Origin of the sequence: Streptomyces poonensis, assembly GCF_014650915.1 — a bacterium.
GTDB classification, from domain to species: Bacteria; Actinomycetota; Actinomycetes; order Streptomycetales; family Streptomycetaceae; genus Streptomyces; species Streptomyces poonensis.
In genome coordinates, this window is the sequence record NZ_BMVW01000005.1 from 340,894 (window position 1) to 364,782 (window position 23,889).

General features: G+C 71.6%; 20 protein-coding genes. 14 read left to right on the forward strand and 6 right to left on the reverse strand.

Annotated features, from left to right (window positions below; all coding sequences use genetic code 11):
* Nucleotides 1–69 precede the first annotated feature (69 nt).
* Nucleotides 70–564 (reverse strand): DUF3145 domain-containing protein, encoded by a 495-nt coding sequence (locus IE242_RS16515; protein WP_189859816.1) that lies wholly within the window; start codon nucleotides 562–564, stop codon nucleotides 70–72.
* A 293-nt stretch (nucleotides 565–857) separates the two neighbouring features.
* Here IE242_RS16515 and IE242_RS16520 point away from each other — a divergent pair, with 293 nt between their 5' ends.
* Both IE242_RS16520 and IE242_RS16525 read left to right on the forward strand, forming a co-directional pair.
* Nucleotides 858–1,760, forward strand: a complete 903-nt coding sequence (locus tag IE242_RS16520; protein ID WP_189859818.1) for an SGNH/GDSL hydrolase family protein — start codon at nucleotides 858–860, stop codon at nucleotides 1,758–1,760.
* A 22-nt stretch (nucleotides 1,761–1,782) separates the two neighbouring features.
* Nucleotides 1,783–2,769, forward strand: a complete 987-nt coding sequence (locus tag IE242_RS16525) for an aldose epimerase family protein (RefSeq protein WP_189859820.1) — start codon at nucleotides 1,783–1,785, stop codon at nucleotides 2,767–2,769.
* 37 nt (nucleotides 2,770–2,806) lie between these two features.
* On the opposite strand, the gene IE242_RS16530 is transcribed toward IE242_RS16525, so the two are convergent.
* Complete coding sequence (locus IE242_RS16530; protein ID WP_189859822.1) at nucleotides 2,807–5,332, reverse strand: glycoside hydrolase family 3 protein; 2,526 nt, start codon at nucleotides 5,330–5,332, stop codon at nucleotides 2,807–2,809.
* A gap of 122 nt (nucleotides 5,333–5,454) precedes the next feature.
* Between IE242_RS16530 and IE242_RS16535 the strand changes: the two genes are divergently transcribed.
* Both IE242_RS16535 and IE242_RS16540 read left to right on the forward strand, forming a co-directional pair.
* A complete protein-coding gene (locus IE242_RS16535) occupies nucleotides 5,455–6,042 on the forward strand; it encodes a TetR/AcrR family transcriptional regulator (protein ID WP_189859824.1) in 588 nt (195 codons plus the stop codon).
* A 104-nt stretch (nucleotides 6,043–6,146) separates the two neighbouring features.
* Entirely contained in the window at nucleotides 6,147–7,439 is a 1,293-nt protein-coding gene (locus IE242_RS16540; protein ID WP_189859826.1) for a pyroglutamyl-peptidase I, read from the forward strand.
* Between the two features lie 33 nt (nucleotides 7,440–7,472).
* Here the strand turns inward: IE242_RS16540 and IE242_RS16545 are convergent, their stop codons facing one another.
* Both IE242_RS16545 and IE242_RS16550 read right to left on the reverse strand, forming a co-directional pair.
* Nucleotides 7,473–8,288, reverse strand: coding sequence for an EI24 domain-containing protein (locus IE242_RS16545; RefSeq protein WP_189859828.1), 816 nt, complete (start codon nucleotides 8,286–8,288; stop codon nucleotides 7,473–7,475).
* Between the two features lie 61 nt (nucleotides 8,289–8,349).
* Nucleotides 8,350–9,168, reverse strand: coding sequence for a hypothetical protein (locus IE242_RS16550; RefSeq protein ID WP_189859988.1), 819 nt, complete (start codon nucleotides 9,166–9,168; stop codon nucleotides 8,350–8,352).
* Between the two features lie 254 nt (nucleotides 9,169–9,422).
* Between IE242_RS16550 and IE242_RS16555 the strand changes: the two genes are divergently transcribed.
* Nucleotides 9,423–10,613 (forward strand): serine hydrolase domain-containing protein, encoded by a 1,191-nt coding sequence (locus IE242_RS16555; RefSeq protein WP_189859830.1) that lies wholly within the window; start codon nucleotides 9,423–9,425, stop codon nucleotides 10,611–10,613.
* A 72-nt stretch (nucleotides 10,614–10,685) separates the two neighbouring features.
* Here IE242_RS16555 and IE242_RS16560 read toward each other — a convergent pair whose 3' ends face one another.
* Nucleotides 10,686–11,708: an NADP-dependent oxidoreductase gene (locus IE242_RS16560; protein WP_189859832.1), complete on the reverse strand. Its 1,023-nt coding sequence runs from the start codon at nucleotides 11,706–11,708 to the stop codon at nucleotides 10,686–10,688.
* 132 nt (nucleotides 11,709–11,840) lie between these two features.
* Between IE242_RS16560 and IE242_RS16565 the strand changes: the two genes are divergently transcribed.
* Nucleotides 11,841–12,275, forward strand: a complete 435-nt coding sequence (locus tag IE242_RS16565; protein ID WP_189859834.1) for a MarR family transcriptional regulator — start codon at nucleotides 11,841–11,843, stop codon at nucleotides 12,273–12,275.
* A 52-nt stretch (nucleotides 12,276–12,327) separates the two neighbouring features.
* Here IE242_RS16565 and IE242_RS16570 read toward each other — a convergent pair whose 3' ends face one another.
* Nucleotides 12,328–13,131: an SCO2400 family protein gene (locus tag IE242_RS16570; RefSeq protein ID WP_189859836.1), complete on the reverse strand. Its 804-nt coding sequence runs from the start codon at nucleotides 13,129–13,131 to the stop codon at nucleotides 12,328–12,330.
* 280 nt (nucleotides 13,132–13,411) lie between these two features.
* On the opposite strand from IE242_RS16570, the gene IE242_RS16575 reads away from it, so the two are divergent.
* The 8 genes from IE242_RS16575 to IE242_RS16610 all read left to right on the forward strand — a co-directional run bounded on the left by IE242_RS16575 (nucleotide 13,412) and on the right by IE242_RS16610 (nucleotide 23,874).
* Nucleotides 13,412–14,575 carry a mandelate racemase/muconate lactonizing enzyme family protein gene (locus tag IE242_RS16575; RefSeq protein WP_189859838.1) on the forward strand — a complete coding sequence of 388 codons (1,164 nt, stop codon included), beginning with the start codon at nucleotides 13,412–13,414 and terminating at the stop codon, nucleotides 14,573–14,575.
* A gap of 31 nt (nucleotides 14,576–14,606) precedes the next feature.
* Nucleotides 14,607–15,611 (forward strand): zinc-dependent alcohol dehydrogenase, encoded by a 1,005-nt coding sequence (locus IE242_RS16580; RefSeq protein WP_189859840.1) that lies wholly within the window; start codon nucleotides 14,607–14,609, stop codon nucleotides 15,609–15,611.
* Between the two features lie 219 nt (nucleotides 15,612–15,830).
* Nucleotides 15,831–16,799 carry a glycosyltransferase family protein gene (locus IE242_RS16585; protein WP_189859842.1) on the forward strand — a complete coding sequence of 323 codons (969 nt, stop codon included), beginning with the start codon at nucleotides 15,831–15,833 and terminating at the stop codon, nucleotides 16,797–16,799.
* A 200-nt stretch (nucleotides 16,800–16,999) separates the two neighbouring features.
* Complete coding sequence (gene chvE / locus IE242_RS16590; protein ID WP_373299526.1) at nucleotides 17,000–18,112, forward strand: multiple monosaccharide ABC transporter substrate-binding protein; 1,113 nt, start codon at nucleotides 17,000–17,002, stop codon at nucleotides 18,110–18,112.
* A gap of 32 nt (nucleotides 18,113–18,144) precedes the next feature.
* Nucleotides 18,145–19,695 carry a multiple monosaccharide ABC transporter ATP-binding protein gene (gene mmsA / locus IE242_RS16595; protein WP_189859846.1) on the forward strand — a complete coding sequence of 517 codons (1,551 nt, stop codon included), beginning with the start codon at nucleotides 18,145–18,147 and terminating at the stop codon, nucleotides 19,693–19,695.
* Complete coding sequence (gene mmsB / locus IE242_RS16600) at nucleotides 19,692–20,933, forward strand: multiple monosaccharide ABC transporter permease (protein WP_189859848.1); 1,242 nt, start codon at nucleotides 19,692–19,694, stop codon at nucleotides 20,931–20,933. The genes mmsA and mmsB overlap by 4 nt, the downstream gene beginning before the upstream one ends.
* Nucleotides 20,934–20,995: 62 nt before the next feature.
* Nucleotides 20,996–22,150 carry an aldose epimerase family protein gene (locus IE242_RS16605; protein WP_189859850.1) on the forward strand — a complete coding sequence of 385 codons (1,155 nt, stop codon included), beginning with the start codon at nucleotides 20,996–20,998 and terminating at the stop codon, nucleotides 22,148–22,150.
* Nucleotides 22,151–22,302: 152 nt separating this feature from the next.
* Complete coding sequence (locus IE242_RS16610) at nucleotides 22,303–23,874, forward strand: pyridoxal phosphate-dependent aminotransferase (protein ID WP_189859852.1); 1,572 nt, start codon at nucleotides 22,303–22,305, stop codon at nucleotides 23,872–23,874.
* The last annotated feature ends 15 nt before the right edge of the window (nucleotides 23,875–23,889 follow it).

Consider the following 23,889-nt stretch of genomic DNA (forward strand, 5'->3'; position numbering starts at 1 on the left):
CCGCCCGGTGGGGGCCTTCCGCTTGCTCCGGGAGGGCTCCGCTCGTCCTGGGAGGGCCCGGCGCGGTCCTCAGACCACCTGGTGCAGCCAGCGCACCGGGGCACCCTCGCCGGCGTAGCGGAAGGGCTCCAGTTCGTCGTCCCAGGGCTTGCCGAGGAGGCGGGCGATCTCGGCCTCCAGGTCGGTCTCACCGCGCTGGGAGCGGACCAGGGCGGCGCGCAGCCGGTCCTCGGGGATCAGGATGTCGCCGTGGATGCCGGTGACCGCGTGGAAGATGCCCAGATCGGGGGTGCAGCTGTAGCGCTCGCCCTCGGCGGTCGGGCACGGCTCCGCGGTGACCTCGAAGCGGAGCAGATGCCAGCCGCGCAGCGCGGAGGCGAGCTGGGAGGCGGTGCCGGCCTCGCCCTGCCAGGAGAACTCCGACCGCCAGGTGCCCGGTGCCGCGGGCTGCCGGATCCAGTCCAGGCTGACACGCGTGCCGAGGACTCCCGCCACGGCCCACTCCACGTGCGGGCAGAGTGCGCGCGGCGCGGAGTGCACGTACAGGACTCCACGTGTCGTCACCGGGGCCTCCCGACTTGTAACTTAACGGAACGGGGAGCGGCAGGGCAGCCACGTGGCGAGGCTACCGTGCGACGGGGCAAGGAGTGTGACGTACCGTCGGAGCCGATGCCGGGAAACGACGAGGTTTCACCCGGCGGGACGTGTGAGCGGGTTTCCGGCGGGGGCCGGGGGTGTCCCCCGGTAAGGGGGCCGTCCGGAGGGACCCGTGCTGACCGGGCGGAACGGCCCGGAGGCTACCGACAGTGACGAACGGGCCGGGTGACCGCGCCGTATACGAACAAGGGGACCTGCGGATGCGGACACGACGCCACCGGGTGCGGGCGGTGCTCGCGGCCGTGACGGCGGCCCTGCTGGGAGCGGCCGGCTGCGGCGGCACGGGCGGCGACTCGCCCGCCCCGGACGGCACCACGGCGACGGCGAGCCCTTCCCCCTCCCCCACGCGCGCGTGGGACCGTACGCCGCGGTCCGTGGCGGCCGTCGGGGACTCCATCACCACGGGCTACGACGCGTGCTCGGTCCTCGCCGACTGCCCGAAGGTGTCATGGGCGACCGGCGGCGACAGCAGGGTGGACAGTCTCGCCGTACGGCTGCTGGGCGCGGCCGGAGCCGCCGGCCGCAGCTGGAACCTCGCGGTGAGCGGGGCGCGGATGGCCGATCTGCCGGACCAGATGGCGAAGGCGGCGGCACGGCGCCCGGAGCTGGTGACCGTGCTGGCGGGCGCGAACGACGCGTGCCGCCCCACGACGGACGCCATGACGCCGGTGGCGGACTTCCGCGCCTCCTTCGAGGACGCCCTGGAGACGCTGCGGGAGGAGGCGCCGAAGGCACAGGTGTACGTGGCGAGCGTGCCGGACCTGAAGCGGCTGTGGTCCGTGGGCCGCGTCAACCCGCTCGGCAAGCAGGTGTGGCAGCTCGGTATCTGCCCGTCGATGCTGGCCGATCCGGACGCCCTGGACGCGGCGGCGAGCAAGCGGCGCGACACGGTGCGGGACCGGGTGGAGGCGTACAACGCGGTGCTGGAGGAGGTGTGCGCGAAGGACCGGCGGTGCCGCTTCGACGGGGGCGCGGTGTTCGCGTACCGCTTCGGGGGCTCCGAACTCAGCCCGTGGGACTGGTTCCATCCGAGCGTCGAGGGGCAGGCGCGGCTCGCGGAGATCGCGTACCGCGCGGTCACGGCCCGCGAGGAGCCCTCCTGACACGGTGGCCTAGAGTTCGATCATGAGTGAACTTTTCGGCACACTTCCCGACGGCTCCCCGGTGCACCGCTGGACCCTGGAGCGCGGCGGGACACGGGTGCGGGTGCTGACGTACGGCGGGATCGTGCAGTCGGCCGAGGTGCCGGACCGGCAGGGCCGGCCCGCGGACGTGGTGCTGGGGTTCCCCGGTCTCGACGGCTATCTCGCGCACCCCGAGCCGTACTTCGGGGCGCTGGCCGGGCGGTACGCGAACCGCATCGCCGGCGGCCGCTTCACCCTGGACGGCCGCACCCATGAGCCGGCCCGCAACACCCCGCCCCACTCGCTGCACGGCGGCGAGCGCGGCTTCGACAAGCGCGTGTGGGAGGCCGAGCCGGTCGAGGGCGGGGTGCGGCTGTCCCGGATCAGCCCGGACGGCGAGGAGGGCTTTCCGGGGCGGCTCACGGTCTCCGCGACGTACACGCTGGACGAGGACGGCGGCGCGCTGCGGATCGCGTACGAGGCGACGACGGACGCGCCGACCGTGGTCAACCTGACGAACCACTCCTACTGGAACCTGGCGGGGGCGCGGTCGGGGCCCGCGGGCGGGCACCGGCTCCGGCTGGACGCCTCACGGGTGACGGCCGTGGACGCCGACCTGATCCCGACGGGTGAGCTCACCGCGGTCGAGGGCACGCGCTTCGACTTCCGTACGGAGCGGGAGGTGGGCTCCGGGTACGACCACAACTTCGTGCTCGACAAGGGCGTGACGGACACCCCCGCCGAGGTGGCCGAGCTGTACGACGCCGGGTCCGGGCGGGTGCTGACCGTGGCCACCACCGAGCCCGGGCTCCAGCTCTACACCGCCGACCACCTCGCCCCCGACCTGCCGTACGTGCCCGGCGCCGGGATCGCCCTGGAGACCCAGCACTTCCCCGACGCGCCGAACCGGCCGGAGTTCCCGAGCACGGTGCTGCGGCCCGGCGGGGTGTACCGGTCGGAGACCGTGTACGGGTTCTCCGTGCGCTAGCGGCGGTGGCCGGGCGCGCGGCGGGCTGCCTGCCGCCTCACGCCTCCACGGGCGCCGTCAGGCGGCGGTCGGCGGCCGAGCGGCCCGCCTGGACCTCGTACGCGCCCTTCACCCGCGTCCAGGCGCCGGTGCCCTCGTCCCAGATCTCGAAGGCGCGGTCCGGGAGCTCCACGACGGCCTCGGCACGCTCCCCCGGGGCCGCCTCGACGGCCGCGAACCCGGCGAGCCGGCGGGCCGGGCGGCCGGCCCCGGGCTCGGCGGGCGCGAGGTAGACCTGGACGACCTCGCGGCCCGCGCGCCCGCCGGAGTTGCGGACGCGGACGGTCACGGCCGTGCCGGTGACCTCGATCGACTCGTACTCCCAGGCGGTGTAGCCGAGGCCGTGCCCGAAGGCGTACGACGGGGTGCGGCCCTCCTTCTCCCAGGCCGTGTAGCCGATGAACACGCCCTCCGTGTAAGGGAGTTCGCCGTCCTCGGGCACCACCCGCGTGACCGGGGCGTCGGCCAGCGAGCCCCAGGTGGTGGGGAGCCGGCCGCCCGGCTCGTGGGCGCCGGTGAGGACGTCGGCGAGGGCGGCGCCGCCCTCCTGGCCGGGAAACCAGGTGAGGAGGACCGCGGCGACCTCGTCCCGCCACGGGAGTTCCACCGGCGAGCCGGAGTTGACGACCACGACCGTGTTCGGGTTGGCGGCCGCGACGGCGCGCACCAGGTCGTCCTGGCGGCCGGGCAGCCGCAGGTCCGTGCGGTCGAAGCCCTCGGACTCGACGCGGTCGGTGGTGGCGACCACGACCACGGCGGTGCCGGCGGCGCGGGCGGCCTCGACCGCCTCGGCGATCAGCTCGTCGGCGTCGCGCTGCGGCTCCTGGTGGCAGAGCGCGAAGCCGATCACCTTCAGCGGGATGTCCTCGGGGAGCGCGACGACGTACGTCAGGGAGACCTCGACCGGCTCGCCGGCCGTCAGTTCGGCCTGGGCCCGGGGCACGGGGGCGCCGAAGAACGCCTCGAAGGGGTCGTCCTTGGCGGGGCGCTGGACGTCGTCGTAGTACGTCGTGCCGCCGATGGTGAGGGTGAAGGAGCCCATGCCCTTGACACCGAAGGTGTGCGGGCCGCTCTCGCGCGGGGTGAACGTGCCGGTCAGCTCGACGGTGTGCAGGCGGTCGTGCGTGACGCCTTCGGGGAGGTCGTCGCCCATCCACTGGATCTGGCCGTTGGGTGCCGAGCCGGTGCCGATGACCGTGCCGTCGGCGGCGCGGCACACCGCGTGCAGCTCGAAGCCCTGGTCGGCGACGGCGAGCTCCTCGTTGGGGTCCGCGCCGAGGGCGTAGGTGAGGGTGCCCTCGGGGAGGGCGGCGGTGAGCCCGTCGAGCGGGGAGACGATCCGGGCGGGGAAGACGGTGGCGGAGCCGCCGCCGAGGACGCGGGCGTCGCGGGCGGCGGCGCCGATGAGCGCGACCGTTCCACCGGGCTTCAGGGGCAGGGCGGGGGTCCCGTCGCGGGCCTCGTCGCGGGCCTCGTCGCGGGTCTCGTTGCGGACGAGGACGAAGGAGCGGCGGGCGATCTCGCGGGCCAGGGCCTCGCCGTCGACGGTGGCGGGGAGGTCGGTGACGGCCGGATCGGCGCCCTCGAGGATGCCGACCCGGGCGGCGAGCCGGAGGACGTTGCGCACGGCCTCGTCCACCTTCGCCTCCTCGGCCTCGCCGTCCCGTACCGCCCGGGCGAGGGCCTCGCCGTACACGGTGCGCGGGCCGGGCATCGCGACGTCGAGGCCGCCCTCGATGGCGCCGACGGTGGAGCGGGCGGCCATCCAGTCGGAGACGTTGAAGCCGTCGAAGCCCCACTCGCCGCGCAGGATCTCGTTCACCAGGTAGCGGTGCTCGGTCATCGTCGTGCCGTTGACCGTGTTGTAGGCGGTCATGATGCCCCAGGGGTGGGCGTTCTCGACGATGGCCTCGAAGGGGGCCAGGTAGAGCTCGCGCAGGGCGCGCTCGGAGACGAGGTTGTCCACCGTGAAGCGGTCGGTCTCGGCGTCGTTGGCGACGAAGTGCTTCACCGTGGTGCCGACGCCGCCGGACTGCACGCCCCGCACATAGCCGGTGCCGATCCGCCCGGTCAGGTACGGGTCCTCGCTGTACGCCTCGAAGTGGCGGCCGCCGAGCGGCGAGCGGTGCAGGTTGACGGTGGGCGCGAGGAGGACGTGGACGCCCTTGCGGCGGGCCTCCTGCGCGAGCAGCACTCCGGCCCGGCGGGCGAGCTCCGGGTCCCAGGTGGCGGCGAGCGCGGTCGGGGAGGGCAGCGCCACGGACGGGTCGTCGGCGGTCCAGCGCACGCCCCGTACACCGATCGGGCCGTCCGACATGACGAGCGACTTCAGGCCGATCTCGGGGAGCGCGGGCAGCGTCCACATGTCCTGTCCGGCGAGCAGCCGTGCCTTCGCGTCGAGGTCCAGCCCGCGCAGGGCGGCCTCCACAGCTGCCTCGCGGGCCTCCCGGGCCTCGTCGGCCGAGGTGACGGGGGTTTTCCCGGACTGCGGAGAGTCGGTGGTCTGCGGGCGGGGGTGCGCCATTGGCGGTGCCTCCTCGTCGAAGCGGTGACGTCCGTGCGTGCCTCCATCCTGCACCCGACACCTGTAACTTGGTAGGTTTCGTTATTTCGCCGTTATATATCAGGTGAAGGGGAGGCACCCGTTTGCCGTACGGTGACGCCATGAGCACCAGGGCCAGAAGTGAGGAACGGCGTGCCGAGATCGTCCGGGCCGCTCTGGAGGTGATCGCCGAGCGCGGCTACCGGGGCGCGAGCATGGCCGCGGTAGCCGAGCGGGTCGGGCTCACCCAGCAGGGCCTGCTGCACTACTTCCCCACCAAGGACGCGCTGCTCGTCGCGGTGCTGAAGGAGCGGGACCAGTGGGACGCGGTGCCCGACAGCCCGTGGCGGCTCGATCTGCTGGCCTCGCTCGTCGAGTACAACGCCATGCGGCCCGGCATCGTGCAGACCTTCTCCGCGCTGCTCGGCGAGAGCGTCACGGAGGACCATCCCGCGCGCGCGTACTTCACCGAGCGGTACGGGAGGGTGCGCGCCACCATGACGGAGGCGCTGCGGTCCGAGCACGGGGAGCGGCTGCCGGGCGGGCTCACCCCGGAGCGGGCGGCTGTGCTGCTCGTGGCCGTGATGGACGGGCTGCAGTACCAGTGGCTGCTGGACCCGGAGGCGGTGGACATGCCGGAGGCGTTCCGGGACTTCCTGGGGCTGCTGGGCGGGACGGGCGAGTCCGGCTGAGTCCCGGCCGGCCGCTCCCGCACCGCCCCATGGCATACGCCGCCGCGGTCACGCGATACTGCCGCCGTCCCCCACGACACGGCGACAGAAGGGGCCGGATTCCCTTGACCTCCCTGCGGGTTCGAATCGGCATACTCGGCATGGCCCTGATTACCGGCTTCGCGGCACCGGTGACGGCTTCGGCGACGACCGCGGCACCCTCCTCCACCGTCGAGGAACTGCGTCTCGACCGGGCCGCGCCCCAGGAGATCCTGCGACGCTCCGGGTTCGACGATGTGGCACCGGACTTCACCCGGTCGCTGGCGAAGGCGCGGTCGTACGCGCAGGCCCAGCGGGTCGCCGAGCGCGAGGGCGCGCGGCTGTGGCGGAGAGCCGTGGACCGGGCGCAGGGGCGCGAGCCGCTGCGCGGAGACATCAGCAAGGACGACGACCGGCCGCTGTACTGGGCCCGGCTGGGCATGACGCGCGCGCTACGGAGCTGGGAACCCGGCTTCGGGCTGACGGACGCCCAGCGGAACCGGCTCCTGGAGGCGGTGGAGCGGACCTCGCGCGGGCAGGACTCCCTCCGCTACCCGCGCGCGAAGGGTGTGCAGCGGATCCTGGTCACCGGCTTCGACCCGTTCACCCTGGACCGGGACGTACGGATCTCCAACCCGTCCGGCGCCACCGCGCTGGCCCTCGACGGGACGACGATCCGGACGGCGGACGGTCCGGCGCGCATCGAGACGGCCGTCTTCCCGGTCCGCTGGGACGACTTCGCCGACCGTGAGGTGGAGCGGGCGCTGCGGCCGGTCCTGCCGCACGTGGACCTGTTCACGACGGTGAGCCAGGGCCGGGTCGGCCGCTTCGACGTCGAGCGCACCAACGGCGCCTGGCGGGGCGGTTTCCCCGACAACGCGAACGTCTCCCGCACGGAGACCGTCCCCGTCACCGACCCGGCCTCCCAGCCGCAGTGGACGTCCACGACCCTGCCGTACGCGGACGTCGTGGCCGCGGACACGGGCCGTTTCCCGGTGTACGACAACACGGGTGTCACCGAGATCCCGGCGGGCGGGACCGAGCCGGTCGTCCGGCCGGAGGGGCCGACGCCCGGCTCCACGGCCCGTGCCGGGGGCGGCGGCGACTACCTGTCCAACGAGATCGCGTACCGTGCGACGCTGCTGCGCGACCGGCTGGGGCTGCACGACGCGCTGCCGGGCGGGCATGTGCACACACCGGTCCTGCAGTTCGGGACGGGCAACACGGATCCGGCGACCGGGACGGTGACCGATCCGCAGTTCGTACGGAACCGGCTGGACATCATCGCGCAGACGCGGGCGATCGTGCGGGTCGCGGCCGAGGCCTCCGGCGGGGGCGGCGGGCGGTTCCACGCGACGGACGACATCAACTGCTGCTGACCGGTCCGTACGGGACGCCGCCGGGCCCGCGGCTCAGGCGGCCGGAGCCCCTTCCTGGTCGCCGTCCCGGCTGCGGCCGGACTCCTCGTCGCCGACCTCCCGGGTCTCCTCGCCGAGCAGGTCGCGGGCCATCAGCGTGGCGCCCGCGACCGCGCCCGGCATCAGGAAGACGGCGACGAACGGGACCAGGAAGGCGAGGCCCAGCGGGGTGCCGAAGCTCCAGACCAGCGCCTTGCGGGAGCGCAGCAGGGCCAGGCGCTCCCGGAGTTCGACGCTGCGGCGCTGGAGGGCGACGGCCGTGAGCTCCTCGGTGAGGAAGAACCCGGTGACCATGAAGCCGATCACGGGGACGACGGTCTGCCCGGCGACCGGGATGAACCCGAGCGCGAAGAGCAGGACGCTCCACACCGCGGCGCGCACGACGATACGGAGGCTGTCGCGGGCCGAGATCCACAGGTCGCGGGCGAGTGACAGGCCCGAGTCGGGGGCGGTGCCGTCCGGGGAGACGTCGCGGTCGACCTTCTCCGAGAGGCTCTCGTAGAAGGGCTGGCCGACGAGCAGGGTCGTCGCCGTGAAGGTGACCACCGAGAGCAGCAGGCCGAGGGCGAACAGGACGACGGTCAGGAACCCGCGGAAGAGGCCCTGCCAGGGGTCGGCCCAGTCGTCGGCGAACGGCGTCGCCCAGCCGACGAGGTCCTGGCCCCACAGGGCGAGCGCGACGAGGGCCGCCCCGTACAGCACCAGCGTGATCAGGCCCGGGAGCAGCGAGAAGCCATACTGCTTCCCGTGCCCGGCCACCCATCGCTGGCCGCGGAGCAAGTACGTGAATCCCACCCGTAGATCGCGCATGGGGTGCACTTTAGCCGGGGTGGGAGTGCGTTTCCCCCGTCACCCTGGGCGGCTCCCTCCGTCACGCCGGTGCCACGGCCACCACCACGCCCTGTTCGGCCGCCGGAGACATCGCCGCCTGCACCCGTACCGCCGCCGCCCGGGCGAACCGGCCCGCGCGGGACGCCGTGCCGATCAGGAGGGGCTGGAGCTGTTCCAGGCCGGCGACCACCATCTCCTCGCCCGCGATCAGCACCGGGCGGGCCGCCTTCGTGGTCGCGGCCGCCGCCTCGGTGAGGTCGGCGAGCGGGGGCAGGGCGGCGCGGACGACTCCGGCGCCGGCGGCCGCCGCGCGTTCCGCGAGGGCCAGCTGGAGGGGCATGAGGGGGGCCAGCGCCGTGGTCAGCGCGTCGGCGATGCGGCGCAGTTCGGGCGCCGAGTCGCGCAGGATCTCGGCGGACGCGCGGATCAGCGGCGTCAGGGCCAGCAGCGCGCCCGCGGCCAGCCCGGCGGCGGCCGGGACGATCGGCGAGGTGGCCTCCACCAGTTCACCGAGGGCGTCCGCCGCCTCCTCCACCGCGGGCTCCACGGCATCGAGGACCGGGAGCAGGTTGTCGCCCAGCGCCGTGAGCAGGGCCTGGGCGGGCTCGCTCACGGGGTGGACCGCCAGGGGCGCGCCGCTGGTGCCGAGCCGGGTCAGCGTGTCCACGATCCGGTAGAAGGCCTCCTGCGCCTGCGGGGACGCGCTGGCCTCGGCCAGATCCGCCGTGGTCTGGCTCAGGACGCGCAGCACCTCGGCGCCCGAGCCGGCGCGCGGATCGAAGGTGTTGACCGCGATCTTCGTGATGTTCCCGGCCGTGTCGAGGAGCTGGCCGGTGATCTCGGTGGTGCTGCGTGCCATCCGCAGCATGTCTTCCCTGCTGGGCATGCCGGGGATGCCGGGGAGCGACGGTATCGGGGACATGGGCCCTCCTCGCCTCGCGCGAAGCCTCACCTGTGCCGTACCTGTGCCGTGCCGAAGTGCGAACCGCCCCCAGCATGCCCTGTCGGCTCCGCCCGGCACGTCCCGTTCGAGGCATTCGTGACCGCATCGCCCTCTTGTTGCGCGGGAGTCGAACAGGTAGACCTCGCCCGTGAGGGCCATGAGGAGTGGGGATGACACAGCGAACTGAGGAGAGCTCCGGGACGGGTACCGGAGCGGGCACCGTCCACGGCACGGTCGCCGAGGGCTTCGAGGCGGTGCGCGAGGAGTTCACCGCCGTGGTCGCCGGGCAGCGGCCGGACTACGAGGGCCAGTTGTGCGCGTACGTGCACGGGCGGCGGGTCGTCGACCTGTGGGCGGGCCCGGACACCGGCGCGGACACCCTGTACGGCGTGTTCTCGTCCACCAAGGGCGCCGCCCATCTCGTGGTGGCGCTCCTCGTCCAGGACGGCATCCTCGACCTCGACCGCGAAGTCGCGCACTACTGGCCGGAGTTCGCGGCCGAGGGCAAGGGCGCGGTGACCCTGCGGCAGCTGGTGACGCACCGCGCGGGGCTGGTCGGCCTCGACGCCGGGTTCACCGAGGCGGAACTGGCCGACGACCGGATCATCGCCGAGCGACTGGCCGGCCAGCGCCCGTACTGGCGCCCGGACGCGGCCTTCGGCTACCACGCGCTCGTCATCGGCGCGCTGACCGGCGAGGTGGTGCGGCGGGCGACCGGCCGGACGCTCCAGGAGGTCTACGAGGAGCGGGTGCGCGCCCCGTACGGGCTGGACTTCTTCCTGGGCCTCCCCGAGGAGCACGAGCCCCGCTTCCGCTCCGTGCAGCCGATGGTGCCGACCCCGGAGGAGCAGGCGGTCCTCGACGCCGCTCCGACGGGCCCCCACACCCTCACCTCCATCGCGTTCAACGCGCACGTGCCGGACCCGGGCGAGCTGGTGGACCACGCCAACTCCCGTACCGTGCGCGCCAAGGGACCGGCGTCGGCGGGCGGCGTGGCCTCCGCGCGCGGGCTCGCCGGGATGTACGCGGCGGCGGTCAGCGAGGTGGACGGGCGCCCGCCGCTGCTGAAGCCGGACATGGTCGCGGAGGTCGGCCAGATCCACTCGATCGGCCTCGACCTGGTGATGCGCGCCCCCAAGGCGTACGGCCTCGGCTTCCAGGCGACCGCCGAGAACTGGTACCCGTTCCTCGGCGCCGGCGCGTTCGGGCACAGCGGCGCGGGCGGCGCCCAGGCCTTCGCGGACCCGCGCAGCGGCCTGGGGTACGGCTACACCCGGCGGCGGATGGCCTTCCCGGGCGGGGCGGCGCCGGAGAACGCACGGCTGGTGAAGGCGGTGCATGCGGCGGCGCTGACGCGCTGACCCTCGTAACCGCGAGAGGTCCGTACCCCCGGGTAACAGGGGTGCGGACCTCTCGCGGTTACGGCCGGCCGGTCAGAGCTTGACGATCATCTTGCCGGTGTTGTCGCCGCGCAGGACCCCGAAGAACGCCTCCAGCGTGTTCTCGACGCCCTCGACGACGGTCTCGCGGTACTTCAGCTCACCGGAGCGCACCCAGGGGCCGACCTCCTGGAAGAACTGCGGCTGCAGGTCGTAGTGGTCGCCGACGAGGAAGCCCTCGATGCGGCCGCGGGTCTGGATGAGACGGGCGAGGTTCTTCGGGCCGGGGGCCGGCTCGGTGTTGTTGTAGACGGAGATCATTCCGCAGACCGCGATCCGGCCGTCCCGGTTGAGGGAGCCGATGGCGGCCTCGAGGTGGTCGCCGCCGACGTTGTCGAAGTACACGTCGACACCGTCGGGCGCGGCCTCGCGGAGCTGCTCGCCGACGGAGCCGTTCTTGTAGTTGAAGGCCGCGTCGAAGCCGTACTCCTCGACGAGCAGCTTCACCTTCTCGTCGGACCCGGCGGAGCCGATCACCCGCGAGGCGCCCTTGAGCTTCGCGATCTGGCCGACCTGGCTGCCCACGGCACCGGCGGCGCCGGAGACGAAGACGGAGTCGCCCTCCTTGAACGAGGCGGTGCGCAGCAGTCCGGCGTAGGCGGTCAGGCCGGTCATGCCGAGCACGCCCAGGTAGGTGGAGAGGGGCGCGGCCTCCGGGTCGACCTTGACGGCCTGCTTGCCGTCGAACGTGGCGTACTCGCGCCAGCCGCCGAAGTGGAGCACGTGGTCGCCGGGCGCGATGCCCTCCGCGTTCGACGCGACGACCTCGCCGACGGCCCCGCCCTGCATGACCTTGTTCAGCTCGAAGGGGGCGACGTACGACTTGGCCGCTGACATCCTCCCCCTCATGTACGGGTCGACGGAGAGGTACTTGTTCCGTACCAGGACCTGGCCGGGGCCGGGCTGCCGGATCTCCGCCTCGACCAGCGCGAAGTCCTCGGGCTTCGGCCAGCCGACGGGGCGGCTGAGCAGGTGCCATTCACGGCTGGTGGTGGGGAGGGCCGGGGTGTCGGACATGAGGGCGCCTTTCCTGCGTCGTACTACGTCGTACTGCGTGGTACCTACGTTGTACCCGAAATACTTCACAACCTGAAACAACCATGCGCCTGAAAATTTCAGCATGTCAAATAAGCCGGTAGCCTGGTGCCCATGGCCACGCACAGACGTCCACCGGTCGACCCCCTCACCCTGGAGGTGGTCGAGCTCATCGGCACCGTCGTGGCCCGCTATCACGAGGAATACGAGGAGGCCGCCGCCGAGCACGCGCTGACCGGCGCCCAGGCGCGGCTGCTGAGCCTGCTCTCCCTGGAGCCGCTGCCCATGCGGCGGCTGGCGCAGAAGCTGAAGTGCGAGCCGTCGAACGTGACCGGCATCGTGGACCGGCTGGAGGCCCGGGGGCTGGTGGAGCGGCGGCCGGACCCGAACGACCGCCGGGTGAAGCTGGCGGCGGCCACCCAGGAGGGCCGCCGGATCGCGAAGGGGCTGCGGGAGTCCCTGGACTTCGCGCGGGAGCCGCTGGCGGCCCTGTCCGAGGAGGAACGGCTCGGCCTGCGGGAGCTGCTGCGGAGGATGCTGTCGGCCTAGCCGAGACCTGGCCGAGACCTGGCCGAGGCCTGGATCCCGAGGCCGGCGAAGGTCATGCGCACCACCACAGGAACCGGTCGCACGTTTCCGAAGGCGACGGGTCCGGGGGCGGCTCCTCGGACGTGGGGCCGGAGCTCGGGGCCGTGGATGCCCCGGGGGCGGAGGTGGCTCCCGGCGCCGGGGACGTACGGCCCGCCGCGGCGCCTCCGGAGGGCGGCCGCCCCGCCCGGTCACCGTCCTGTCCTGCCTGCTCCTCGGCGCCGCTCTGGGAGTCCTCCTCCCGCACCGCCTCTTCCTGCTCGGTCCCCGCGCCCGTGGGCGAGCGCCCGTCCGACGGGGACGCCGAGCCGCCGTCCGGAGCGGTGGAGGCGTCCGCGGCCACGCCGACGGCGGCCGTGGTGCCGTCCTGCGGGGACGGCGCCTCCGCGGCGGCCGGGGACTCCGCCGGGCCGCCGTCCGCCGCCGTCGTCGTCGTGCCGGGATGCGAGCCCGGTGCCTCGACGCCGAGTTCGGCGAGGCTCAGTCCGCCCGCCGCGAGCAGCAGCCCCGTACCGATGAACAGGACCCGGCGGCGGCGCCGGCGATGGGCGGCCGCTTTGCGATCGCGTCGACCGGCACGGGTATCGCCCCCGACGCCTCCGGTACCCCCGACGCCTCCGGTACCCCCGACGCTTCCGGAACCTTCGGCGCTCCCGGAACCTTCGGCGTTCCCAGCGCTCCCGGCGTTCCCGGCACTCCCGGACGGGCGCGCACCGTCGTCCACCGTGTACGCGCGGAACTCATCGGCCTGGGCGCCGCAGCCCGGGCAGGAGAGGGCGCCGTTGAGGTGCCGTCGGCACGGGTGGCAGTAGTTCATGACGCGGGGAGACTAGATGCTTCTCATGGCATTCCCCTGGAAGCCGCTGTGAATGTTGTGTAGGGAAGCACCTGTTCCGGTATGGGAGTTGAGGGCGTGCTCGCCCCTGCCGCAACCGTTATGCGTGCGACCCATTGACACTCCCCCGGCACCGTCCTTACTGTCACGCCAGCATTTCGAACGCATGACGAAATCTCGAACATGCCCGGACGGGCCACACGAGCACAACGAGCCGTCGCAGGGCCGCACAAGCACCGACGAAGCAGCGAGGGACACTGCCGTGCGCATCACCGGAATCAGCACACACGTGGTCGGGACACCCTGGCGCAACCTGACCTACGTCCAGGTGCACACCGACGAGGGGCTCACGGGGGTCGGCGAGACCCGGATGCTGGGACACACCGACGCTCTGCTCGGTTACCTGAAGGAGGCCGAGGCCAACCACATTCTCGGCTCGGACCCGTTCGCTGTCGAGGACCTCGTCCGCCGGATGAAGTACGGCGACTACGGGCGGGCCGGCGAGATCGTGATGTCCGGCATCGCCGTGATCGAGATGGCCTGCTGGGACATCAAGGGCAAGGCCCTCGGCGTACCGGTCTGGCAGCTGCTCGGCGGCAAGGTCACCGACAAGGTCAAGGCGTACGCCAACGGCTGGTACACCACCGAGCGCACCCCGGAGGCGTACCACAAGGCCGCCCAGGGGGTGATGGAGCGCGGGTACCGGGCGCTGAAGATCGACCCGTTCGGCACCGGGCACTTCGAGCTCGACCACAAGGAGACCCTGTACGCGGTCTCCCTGATCGAGGCCGTACGGGACGCCATCGGGCCCGAGGCCGAGCTGATGCTGGAGATGCACGGCCGGTTCTCGCCGGCCACCGCCGTACGGCTCGCCCACGAGCTGGCGCCCTTCAAGCCCGCGTGGCTGGAGGAGCCGGTGCCGCCGGAGAACCTCAAGGCGCTGGAGAAGGTGGCCGCCAAGGTCGACATGCCGGTCGCCACGGGTGAGCGCATCCACGACCGGATCGAGTTCCGTGAACTGTTCGAGAGCCAGGCCGTGGACATCCTCCAGCCCGATGTCGGCCACATCGGCGGCATCTGGGAGACCCGGAAGCTGGCCGCGACCGCCGAGACCCACTACATGCTGGTCGCGCCGCACAACGTGGGCGGGCCCGTGCTGACCGCGGCCTCCCTCCAGGTCGGCTTCACCTCCCCCAACTTCAAGATCCTGGAGCACTTCAACGACTTCGCGGACGCGGAGATCAAGAAGGTGATCAAGGGCGCGCCCTACGTGGACCCGGAGGACGGCTGCTTCCACCTGTCCGACGCGCCCGGCCTGGGTGTCGAGCTGGACGTGGACGCGGCGGCCGAGTTCCCGCAGCAGCAGGCCCGGTTCGACCTGTGGGCCGACGGCTGGGAGCAGCGCAAGCCGAAGGCCACGAAGTGAGCACCGCCGTCGTCACCCCCGGAGGGGCCCCGTGAGCACCGCCGTCGTCATCGACGCGCCGGGCGAGCACCGGCTCGTCCCGCACGAGCCCCGGCAGCCGGAGGCCGGCGAGGCGCTGGTGCGCGTCCACGCCTCCGGCATCTGCGGCAGCGACCGCGAGGTCTACCAGGGCAACCGGCCCGAGGGGTATGTGCGGTATCCGCTCACACCGGGCCACGAGTGGTCCGGGACCGTGGAGGCGGTCGGGGCCGGAGTGCCTTCGACTCTTGTAGGCCGCAAGGTCGTCGGCGAGGGCTTCCGGAACTGCCAGGTGTGCGACCGCTGCCATGCGGGCGACACCACGCTGTGCACGGCCGGGTACGAGGAGACCGGGTTCACCCAGCCGGGTGCGATGGCCTCCACGCTGACGCTGCCCGCCCGTCTCCTGCACGTTCTGCCCGACGACGCCGATCTGACGGCCGCCGCGCTGCTGGAGCCGGCCGCCTGCATCGCGGCCGCCGCGCTCAAGGCGAACGCGCGGCCCGGGGAGCGGGTGGCCGTGGTGGGCACCGGGACGCTCGGGGTGTTCGCCGTTCAGTTCCTGAAGGCGGCCAGCCCGGCCGAGCTGCTGGTCGTCGGCACCCGCCCGGACCGCTCGGCGCTCTGCAAGGGGTTCGGCGCCACGGACTTCCGGACCAAGGACCAGGAGCTGCCCGGCGACTTCGACGTGGTCATCGAGACCGCGGGGTCGGCGGACGCCGCCCGTACCGCCGCGGGGCTGTTGCGGCGCGGCGGGCGGCTGGTCCTCACCGGGATCCCCGCGCCGGGCGCCCAGGGACTCGACCCGACCGACCTCGTCGTACGGCAGCTGGAGGTGCACACCGTGTTCGGCGCGCCGCCCGAGGCGTGGGCGCACACGGTGCGGGTCTTCGGGGCCGGGCTCCTCGATCCGCTGCCGCTCGTCACCCATGAACTGCCGCTCGCACAGTTCGCACAGGCCATCGAGCTGGTGGGGGCCGGCGACCCGAAGGTGGGCAAGGTCCTGCTGCGGCCCTGACCCCACCGAGGCCCCCACCGCACAGCACACAGCACCACCACGAGCCGTGCGCCGGTACGGAGACCCTGACGCTCCGTACCGGCGTACGCCCAGCGCCACCGCACCCGGCACCCCGCACCTCGCGCCCCGCACTCCGCTACCGCACGGTTCGCGCCTTGATCCGCGAACTCCGTCCGAAATCACGAACATGCCGAGCATGCCGAACCTGAAGGACAACCTGTGACCGACGCTTCCGCCACGGCACCCCGTCGACCCGGCGAGCAGGCGCTCGCCTCGCTCGGTCTGGACGCGCCCGCCCTGTCCCCCGCCGACGCCTCGTCGCACAGCTTCCCCGGAGGCGGCCGCTGGCGCACCGAGATCCCCTCGTGCGAGGGACCCGAGGCGCTGTCCGTGGTCCTCAAGGAGTCCTCGCGGCTCGATGTGCCGATTCACCGGATCAGCCAGGGCAGCGGTGTGTGGATGCTGACCGACGCCGAGATCACCGAGATGGTCGAGGCCACCGCCGAACGCGACATCGAGCTCTGCCTGTTCACCGGCCCGCGCGGCACCTGGGACATCGGCGGCTCCACCCGGACCGACTCGGGCGGGGCGGGTCTGCGTGCCCGGGGCCACGACGCGGTCGCGGGCTGTGTCGAGGACGCGGTCCGCGCCACCGAGCTGGGCGTGAAGTGCCTGCTCGTCGCCGACGAGGGCGTACTGTGGACGCTGCACCGGGCCCGCACCGCCGGGATCATCCCCGCCGACACCACGCTGAAGGTGTCGGCACTGATCGGCCCGGTCAACCCGGCCTCGTTCGCCGTGTACGAGAACCTCGGCGCCGACTCGATCAACGTGCCCAGCGATCTGACGCTGGATCACCTCACCGAGATACGCCGCGCCTCCGGCACCCCCATGGACATGTACGTCGAGGCCCCCGACGACCTCGGCGGGTATGTGCGCATGTACGAGATCGCCGAGCTGATCCGGCGCGGTGCGCCGATCTACCTCAAGTTCGGGCTGGCCAAGGCCCCCGGGATCTACCCGTACGGGCACCACATGCGCGAGCTCACCCTGGCCACCGCCCGGGAGCGGGTGCGGCGCGGCCGGCTCGCCCTGGACCTGCTGCAACGGCACGGCGTGGACAACGACATGGCGCCCCTCGGTTCGCGGCTGCCGGGCGAGCTCAAGCGGTTCGACGTGCCCGCGTGACCAGGGTGCGACGTGGCCCCGCCACCGCGGTGCGACGTCCTTCATAACGTTCGAACAAAGGTCCCTGCGCAGAAGCAGACACAGCCGCACACGATCCCACACACTCTCCTCGGTCTCCCCCGTACCGCACGGAGCGCCTCCCCCGCTCCGCCCCGCATCACCGCCGACCGAGCCGGCCCACCACATCAAGGATGATGATTATGCGCAACCGCCGAGCCGCATTCGCCGCCCTGGCCTCCGCCGCCTCACTCGCCCTCACCCTCTCCGCCTGCGGCCAGGACAGCGAAGGCGGCAGTGAGGAGGGCAAGGGCGGCGCGGACGGCGCCACCATCGGTGTCGCCATGCCCACCAAGTCCTCCGAGCGCTGGATCGCCGACGGCAACTACGTCGTCGACACCCTGGAGTCCAAGGGCTTCGAGGCCAAGCTGGTCTACGGGGAGGACGACCCCGACCAGCAGGTCTCCCAGATCGAGAACCTGATCACGCAGGGCGTGGACGCCCTGATCATCGCGGCCATCGACAACAAGTCGCTGAACAACGTGCTCCAGCAGGCCAAGGACGCCGACATCCCGGTGATCTCCTACGACCGGCTGATCCTCAACACGGACAACGTGGACTACTACGCGTCGTTCGACAACGAGAAGGTCGGCGAGCTCCAGGGCAACTACATCGTCGAGAAGCTCGGCCTGAAGGACGGCAGCGAGAAGGGCCCCTTCAACATCGAGCTGTTCGCCGGCTCCAACGACGACAACAACACCCGCTACTTCTTCGGCGGCGCGATGAGCGTCCTCCAGCCGTACATCGACAAGAAGCAGCTCGTCGTCCGCTCCGGCCAGACCGAGCTGACCCAGGTCACCACCCTGCGCTGGGACGGCGGCACCGCCCAGAAGCGCATGGACGACATCCTGACCTCGGCGTACAAGAGCGAGCGGGTCGACGCGGTGCTCTCGCCGTACGACGGCATCTCCATCGGCATCCTGTCCGCCCTGAAGTCGGACAGCTACGGCACCAAGGACAAGCCGCTGCCGATCGTCACCGGCCAGGACGCCGAGCTCGCCTCGGTCAAGTCGATCATCGACGACCAGCAGTCGATGACCGTCTTCAAGGACCTCCGCGAGCTCGCCAAGGTCGCCGTGAACATGGTCGAGGCCTCGCTCGACGGCAAGGAGCCCGAGCTCAACGACAAGGAGACCTACGACAACGGCTCCAAGGTCGTGCCCGCGTACCTGCTCGAGCCGGTGAGCGTCGACAAGGAGAACTACCAGAAGACCGTCGTCGACTCCGGTTACCTCAAGGAGAGCGACCTCAAGTAACCGACGGCACCGAAGGATTGGAAGGCACGACCATGGCGGGACCCGTCCTGGAAATGCGCTCGATCGTCAAGACCTTTCCCGGCGTCAAGGCGCTGTCGGACGTCACACTGACCGTCCGGAAGGGCGAGGTCCACGCCATCTGCGGGGAGAACGGCGCCGGCAAGTCGACCCTCATGAAGGTCCTCTCGGGCGTCCACCCGCACGGCACCTACGAGGGGGACATCCTCTTCGAGGGGGAGGTCTGCGCGTTCAAGGACATCAGGGCCAGTGAAGAGCACGGCATCGTGATCATCCACCAGGAACTGGCCCTGGTGCCCTACCTCTCCATCGCGGAGAACATCTTCCTCGGCAACGAGCACGCGCGGCGCGGCTTCATCAACTGGAACGACACGCTGAAGCACGCCACCGAGCTGCTCCGCCGCGTCGGCCTCGACGAGCACCCGGAGACCCGCGTCGCCGACATCGGCGTGGGCAAGCAGCAGCTCGTCGAGATCGCCAAGGCGCTGTCGAAGAAGGTGAAGCTGCTCATCCTCGACGAGCCGACGGCGGCGCTGAACGACGAGGACAGCGGCAAGCTGCTGGACCTGATCCTCGATCTGAAGGACCAGGGCATCACCTCGATCATCATCTCCCACAAGCTGAACGAGATCCGCCGGGTCGCCGACTCGGTGACGATCATCCGCGACGGGCACACCATCGAGACGCTCGACGTGGCGGCCGAGGAGACCACCGAGGACCGGATCATCAGCGGCATGGTGGGCCGTGACCTGGAGAACCGTTTCCCCGAGCGGTCGCCGCACCAGCCGGAGGAGGGTGCCGCGCCCGCCCTGGAGATCCGCAACTGGACCGTGCACCACCCGATCGACCAGCAGCGCAAGGTGGTCGACGACGTCTCGATCCAGGTGCGGCGCGGGGAGATCGTCGGTATCGCGGGCCTGATGGGCGCCGGGCGCACCGAGCTCGCGATGAGCGTGTTCGGGCGCACCTACGGCCGGTACACGGGCGGCACGGTCCTCAAGGACGGCACGGAGATCCGTACGAAGACCGTGCCCGAGGCGGTGAAGCACGGCATCGCGTACGTCACCGAGGACCGCAAGCACTACGGCCTCAACCTCATCGACACCATCAACCGCAATATCTCGCTCAGCGCGCTGGGCAAGGTCGCCAAGGCGGGTGTGGTCGACGAGCACGGGGAGCGGCAGGTCGCCGAGGGCTTCCGGAAGTCCATGAACATCAAGGCGCCGACCGTGTTCGAGCCGGTCGGCAAGCTGTCCGGCGGCAACCAGCAGAAGGTCGTCCTCAGCAAGTGGATCTTCGCGGGGCCGGACGTGCTGATCCTGGACGAGCCGACGCGCGGTATCGACGTCGGCGCCAAGTACGAGATCTACACGGTCATCGACCAGCTGGCGGCCGAGGGCAAGGCGGTCGTCTTCATCTCGTCCGAGCTGCCCGAGCTGCTCGGCATGTGCGACCGCATCTACACCATGGCCGCGGGACGGCTCACCGGTGAGTTCTCGCGGGCCGAGGCCTCACAGGAATCGCTGATGCGTCAGATGACGAAGGACAAAGAGGTAACCCGATGAGCACGGACGTGACCGCCAAGACGCCGGCCCCGGCGCCGCCCGGCAAGGGCGGCGCGGCGAGCGGAGGCCTGCTGAACCTGGTGCTGGACGGCATGCGCCGCAACATGCGGCAGTACGGCATGCTGATCGCCCTCGGGCTGATCGTGGTGCTGTTCGCCGTCTGGACCGAAGGCGACCTGCTGCTGCCGCGCAACGTCTCCAACCTGGTGCTGCAGAACAGCTACATCCTGATCCTCGCGATCGGCATGATGCTGGTCATCATCGCGGGGCACATCGACCTGTCGGTCGGATCGCTCACGGCGTTCGTCGGCTCGATCGCCGCCGTGTTCATGGTGAAGAACGATCTGCCGTGGCCGCTGGCCGTGCTGCTGTGCCTGGCCGTCGGCGCGGCCGCGGGCGCGGCACAAGGGTTCTTCATCGCGTATCTCGGCATACCGTCGTTCATCGTGACCCTGGCGGGCATGCTGGTCTTCCGCGGCGCGACCGAGATCTTCCTGGAGGGCCAGACCCTCGGCCCGTTCCCGGAGGGTCTGCAGAAGGTCGCCAACGGCTTCCTGCCCGAGGTCGGCCCGGAGACGAACTACCACAACCTGACCCTGCTGCTCGGCATCGCGCTGATCGCTTTCGTGGTGCTCCAGGAGATCCGTGACCGCAAGCGGCAGCGGGAGTTCACCCTCGAGGTGCCGCCCACGAACCTGTTCGTGCTGAAGCTGGTAGCCATCTCCGCCGCCGTGCTCGTCGTCACGCTGCTGCTGGCCAGCTACAAGGGCGCCCCGATCGTCCTGCTGATCCTCGGCGTGCTGGTCGTCGGCTTCGGCTACGTCATGCGCAACGCGATCATCGGCCGCCACATCTACGCGATCGGCGGCAACCTGCCCGCGGCCAAGCTGTCGGGTGTGAAGGACAAGAAGGTCACCTTCCTGGTCTTCCTGAACATGGGCATGCTCGCGGCCCTGGCGGGTCTGGTCTTCGCCGCCCGCTTCAACGCGGCCTCGCCCAAGGCCGGCCTCAACTTCGAGCTGGAGGCGATCGCGGCCTCGTTCATCGGCGGCGCGTCGATGAGCGGCGGCGTCGGCACCGTCCTCGGCGCGATCATCGGTGGTCTGGTTCTGGGCGTGCTGAACAACGGTATGAACCTCGTCGGCATCGGCACCGACTGGCAGCAGGTCATCAAGGGCCTGGTGCTGCTGCTGGCGGTCGGGTTCGACGTGTGGAACAAGCGCAAGGTCGGTTCGTAAGTTTCGGACGAGGGCCCCGCCAGAAGGCGGGGCCCTTCTTCTACGCAGGAGAGCCGTAACAGATGGACATGAACAGACGCACGGTCATAGCGGGAGCGGCGGCCGCCGGTATCGCGGCGGGCACGATCGGTGCGGCGGGCACGGCCCACGCCGGGGGAGGCAGGAAGCCGGTGAAGGAACTCTTCGGAAAGCTCGCGGACGGCACCAAGGTGTACCGCTGGTCGCTGGAGAACGGCGGGACGCGGCTGAAGGTCCTCTCCTACGGCGGGGCCGTGCAGTCCCTGGAGATCCCGGACCGGCGCGGGCGGTACGCGAACGTCTCCCTCGGCTTCGACAACCTCGACGACTACGTCGCGAAGAGCCCCTACTTCGGCGCCCTGATCGGCCGCTACGGCAACCGCATCGACAAGGGCCGCTTCACCCTCGACGGCACGGCGTACCAGCTCTCCGTCAACGACGGCGAGAACAGCCTGCACGGCGGCGCCCAGGGCTTCGACAAGCGCGTGTGGGACGTGGAGCCGTTCACCAAGGGCTCCGACGTCGGCCTCCACCTGCACTACACGAGCGTCGACGGCGAGATGGGCTACCCGGGCACGCTCAAGGCGAAGGTGACGTACACCCTCACCCGCGCCGGCGACTGGCGCATCGACTACGAGGCCACCACCGACAAGGCCACCGTCGTCAACCTCACCAACCACGTCTACTGGAACCTGGCCGGCGAGGGCAGCGGCACGATCGAGGACCACGAGCTGTCGATCGCCGCCTCCCGCTACACCCCCGTGAACTCCGGCCTCATCCCCACCGGTGAGCTGGCGAAGGTCGCGGGCACCCCCTTCGACTTCCGCCGCGCCAAGACGGTCGGCGAGGACATCCGCGTCGCCCACCAGCAGCTGCTGTACGGGCAGGGCTACGACCACAACTGGGTGCTCGACAAGGGCATCACATCCCGTCCCGAGCACGCCGCGACGCTGCGCGACCCGCGGTCCGGTCGTACGCTGCGCATCGCCACGAACGAGCCCGGCCTGCAGTTCTACTCCGGCAACTTCCAGGACGGCACCCTGGTCGGCTCCGGCGGCCGCGTCTACCGGCAGGGCGACGCCCTCTGCCTGGAGACGCAGCACTTCCCCGACTCGCCGAACCAGCCGTCGTTCCCGTCGACGGTGCTGCGGCCGGGTCAGACGTACCGGACGACGACGGTGCACTCGTTCGACGCCTGACAGCACCATCACGCCGGACACGTTTTCTTCACAACAGTTGAACGGCGTCACGTCGGCCTCCGTATGCAAGGGCGGCCCGTGCTCCCCCGCACGGGCCGTCCAGGCACGACGGGCCCGGTTCCCCCCACCGGGTCCGCCCACACGGAGGTCCCATGGCCGGCAACGTCACCTCGCTGTTCCGCGGCACCGCAGCGCACAGCCCGTCGATGGCGGCGCTGACGCGCGAGGGGGGCGAGGGCGCCGGGCCGGTCGACTTCTGCATCCCGTGCAACCCGTACTTCCCCACCCCGGCCATGTTCGACGAGCTGGCCGGCCGGCTGCGCGAGATCATCACGTACTACCCGAGCAGCGCCGACACGATCACGGCCGAGCTCTGCAACCTCCTCCAGCTGCCGCCGCAGTGCGTGGCGATGGGCAACGGCTCGACCGAGCTGATCACCTGGATCGACCATCTCCTCGTCCGGGAGTCCCTCGCCGTCGCCGTCCCCACCTTCGGCCGCTGGACCGACCAGCCGATGGAGACCGGCAAGCGCGTCGACATGTTCCCGCTCCAGGAGTCCAGCGGCTTCGCCCTGGACCTCGCGCAGTACGCCGAGTTCATCCGCGCCCGCGGCACCCGCGTCGCCGTGCTCTGCAACCCGAACAACCCCGACGGCGGCTTTCTGCACCGGCACGCGGTGGTGCAGTTCATGGACGCGATGGCCGACCTGGACCTGGTCGTCGTCGACGAGTCGTTCCTGGAGTTCGCCGACGCCGAGGCCGAGCCGAGCGTCGTCAAGGAGGCGGTGATGCGCCCCAACGTCATCGTGCTGCGCAGCCTCGGCAAGAACTTCGGCCTGCACGGCATACGGTTCGGTTACCTGGTGGCGAACCCCGCGCTCGCCGGGAAGATCCGCTCGATGCTGCCGAAGTGGAACCTCAACTCCTTCGCGGAGACCGTGGTGTTCATGCTCAAGGAACACGGCGCCGAGTACCTGGAGAGCCTGCACCAGGTGCGCCGGGACCGCCTCGACATGGCCCGCCGGCTCTCCGCGCTGCCCGGTCTGACGGTCTACCCGTCCCAGGGCAACTTCCTCTTCGTGCGCCTGCCCGTGGGCGCCGAGGGCACGGTGGTCCGCGACCGGCTGCTCACCGAGCACCGCGTCCTGGTCCGCGAGTGCGGCAACAAGATCGGCTCGTCCAGTCGCTTCCTGCGGCTCGTCGTCCGGCCCGAGGTGGACGTGCGACGCCTGGTGTCCGGCCTGGAGTCGGTGCTGTACGGGACCGGGAGGGGAGCCGTCGTACCCGAGCCTGCCACCGGGACCGGCTACAGCTCGGGTACGGCGGCCGTGGACCGGCTGATGAGCGGGACGAACGGCGCGGGCGCCCAGGGCCTCGCCGCGCAGGCCGCGTCACTGCCGGCACCCGGGCCCCTGCCGTCGGTGCCCATGCCCGCGCCCGTACCCGCGCCACCCGTACCCGCGCCACCCGTACCCGCGCCACCCGTACCCGCGCCGCCGGTGCCCGTGCCCGCGCCTGTCGCCGTACCCGCGGCCGCGATGCCGGGCATGTCACCCGCCGCGGCCGCCGGCCTCACCCCGGCCGCCCAGACGGGCATGCCCGGCATGGCCGCCGCGGCCGCGAACCGCCGCGCGACGGGAGCCGCCCAGGGCCTCACGGCCGCCCAGGTCCGCGGCCGCACCCAGCCGGAGCCGGTGGGGTGGCCGCAGGCCGGGTCGCTATGAGGGGGAGTTTCGCGG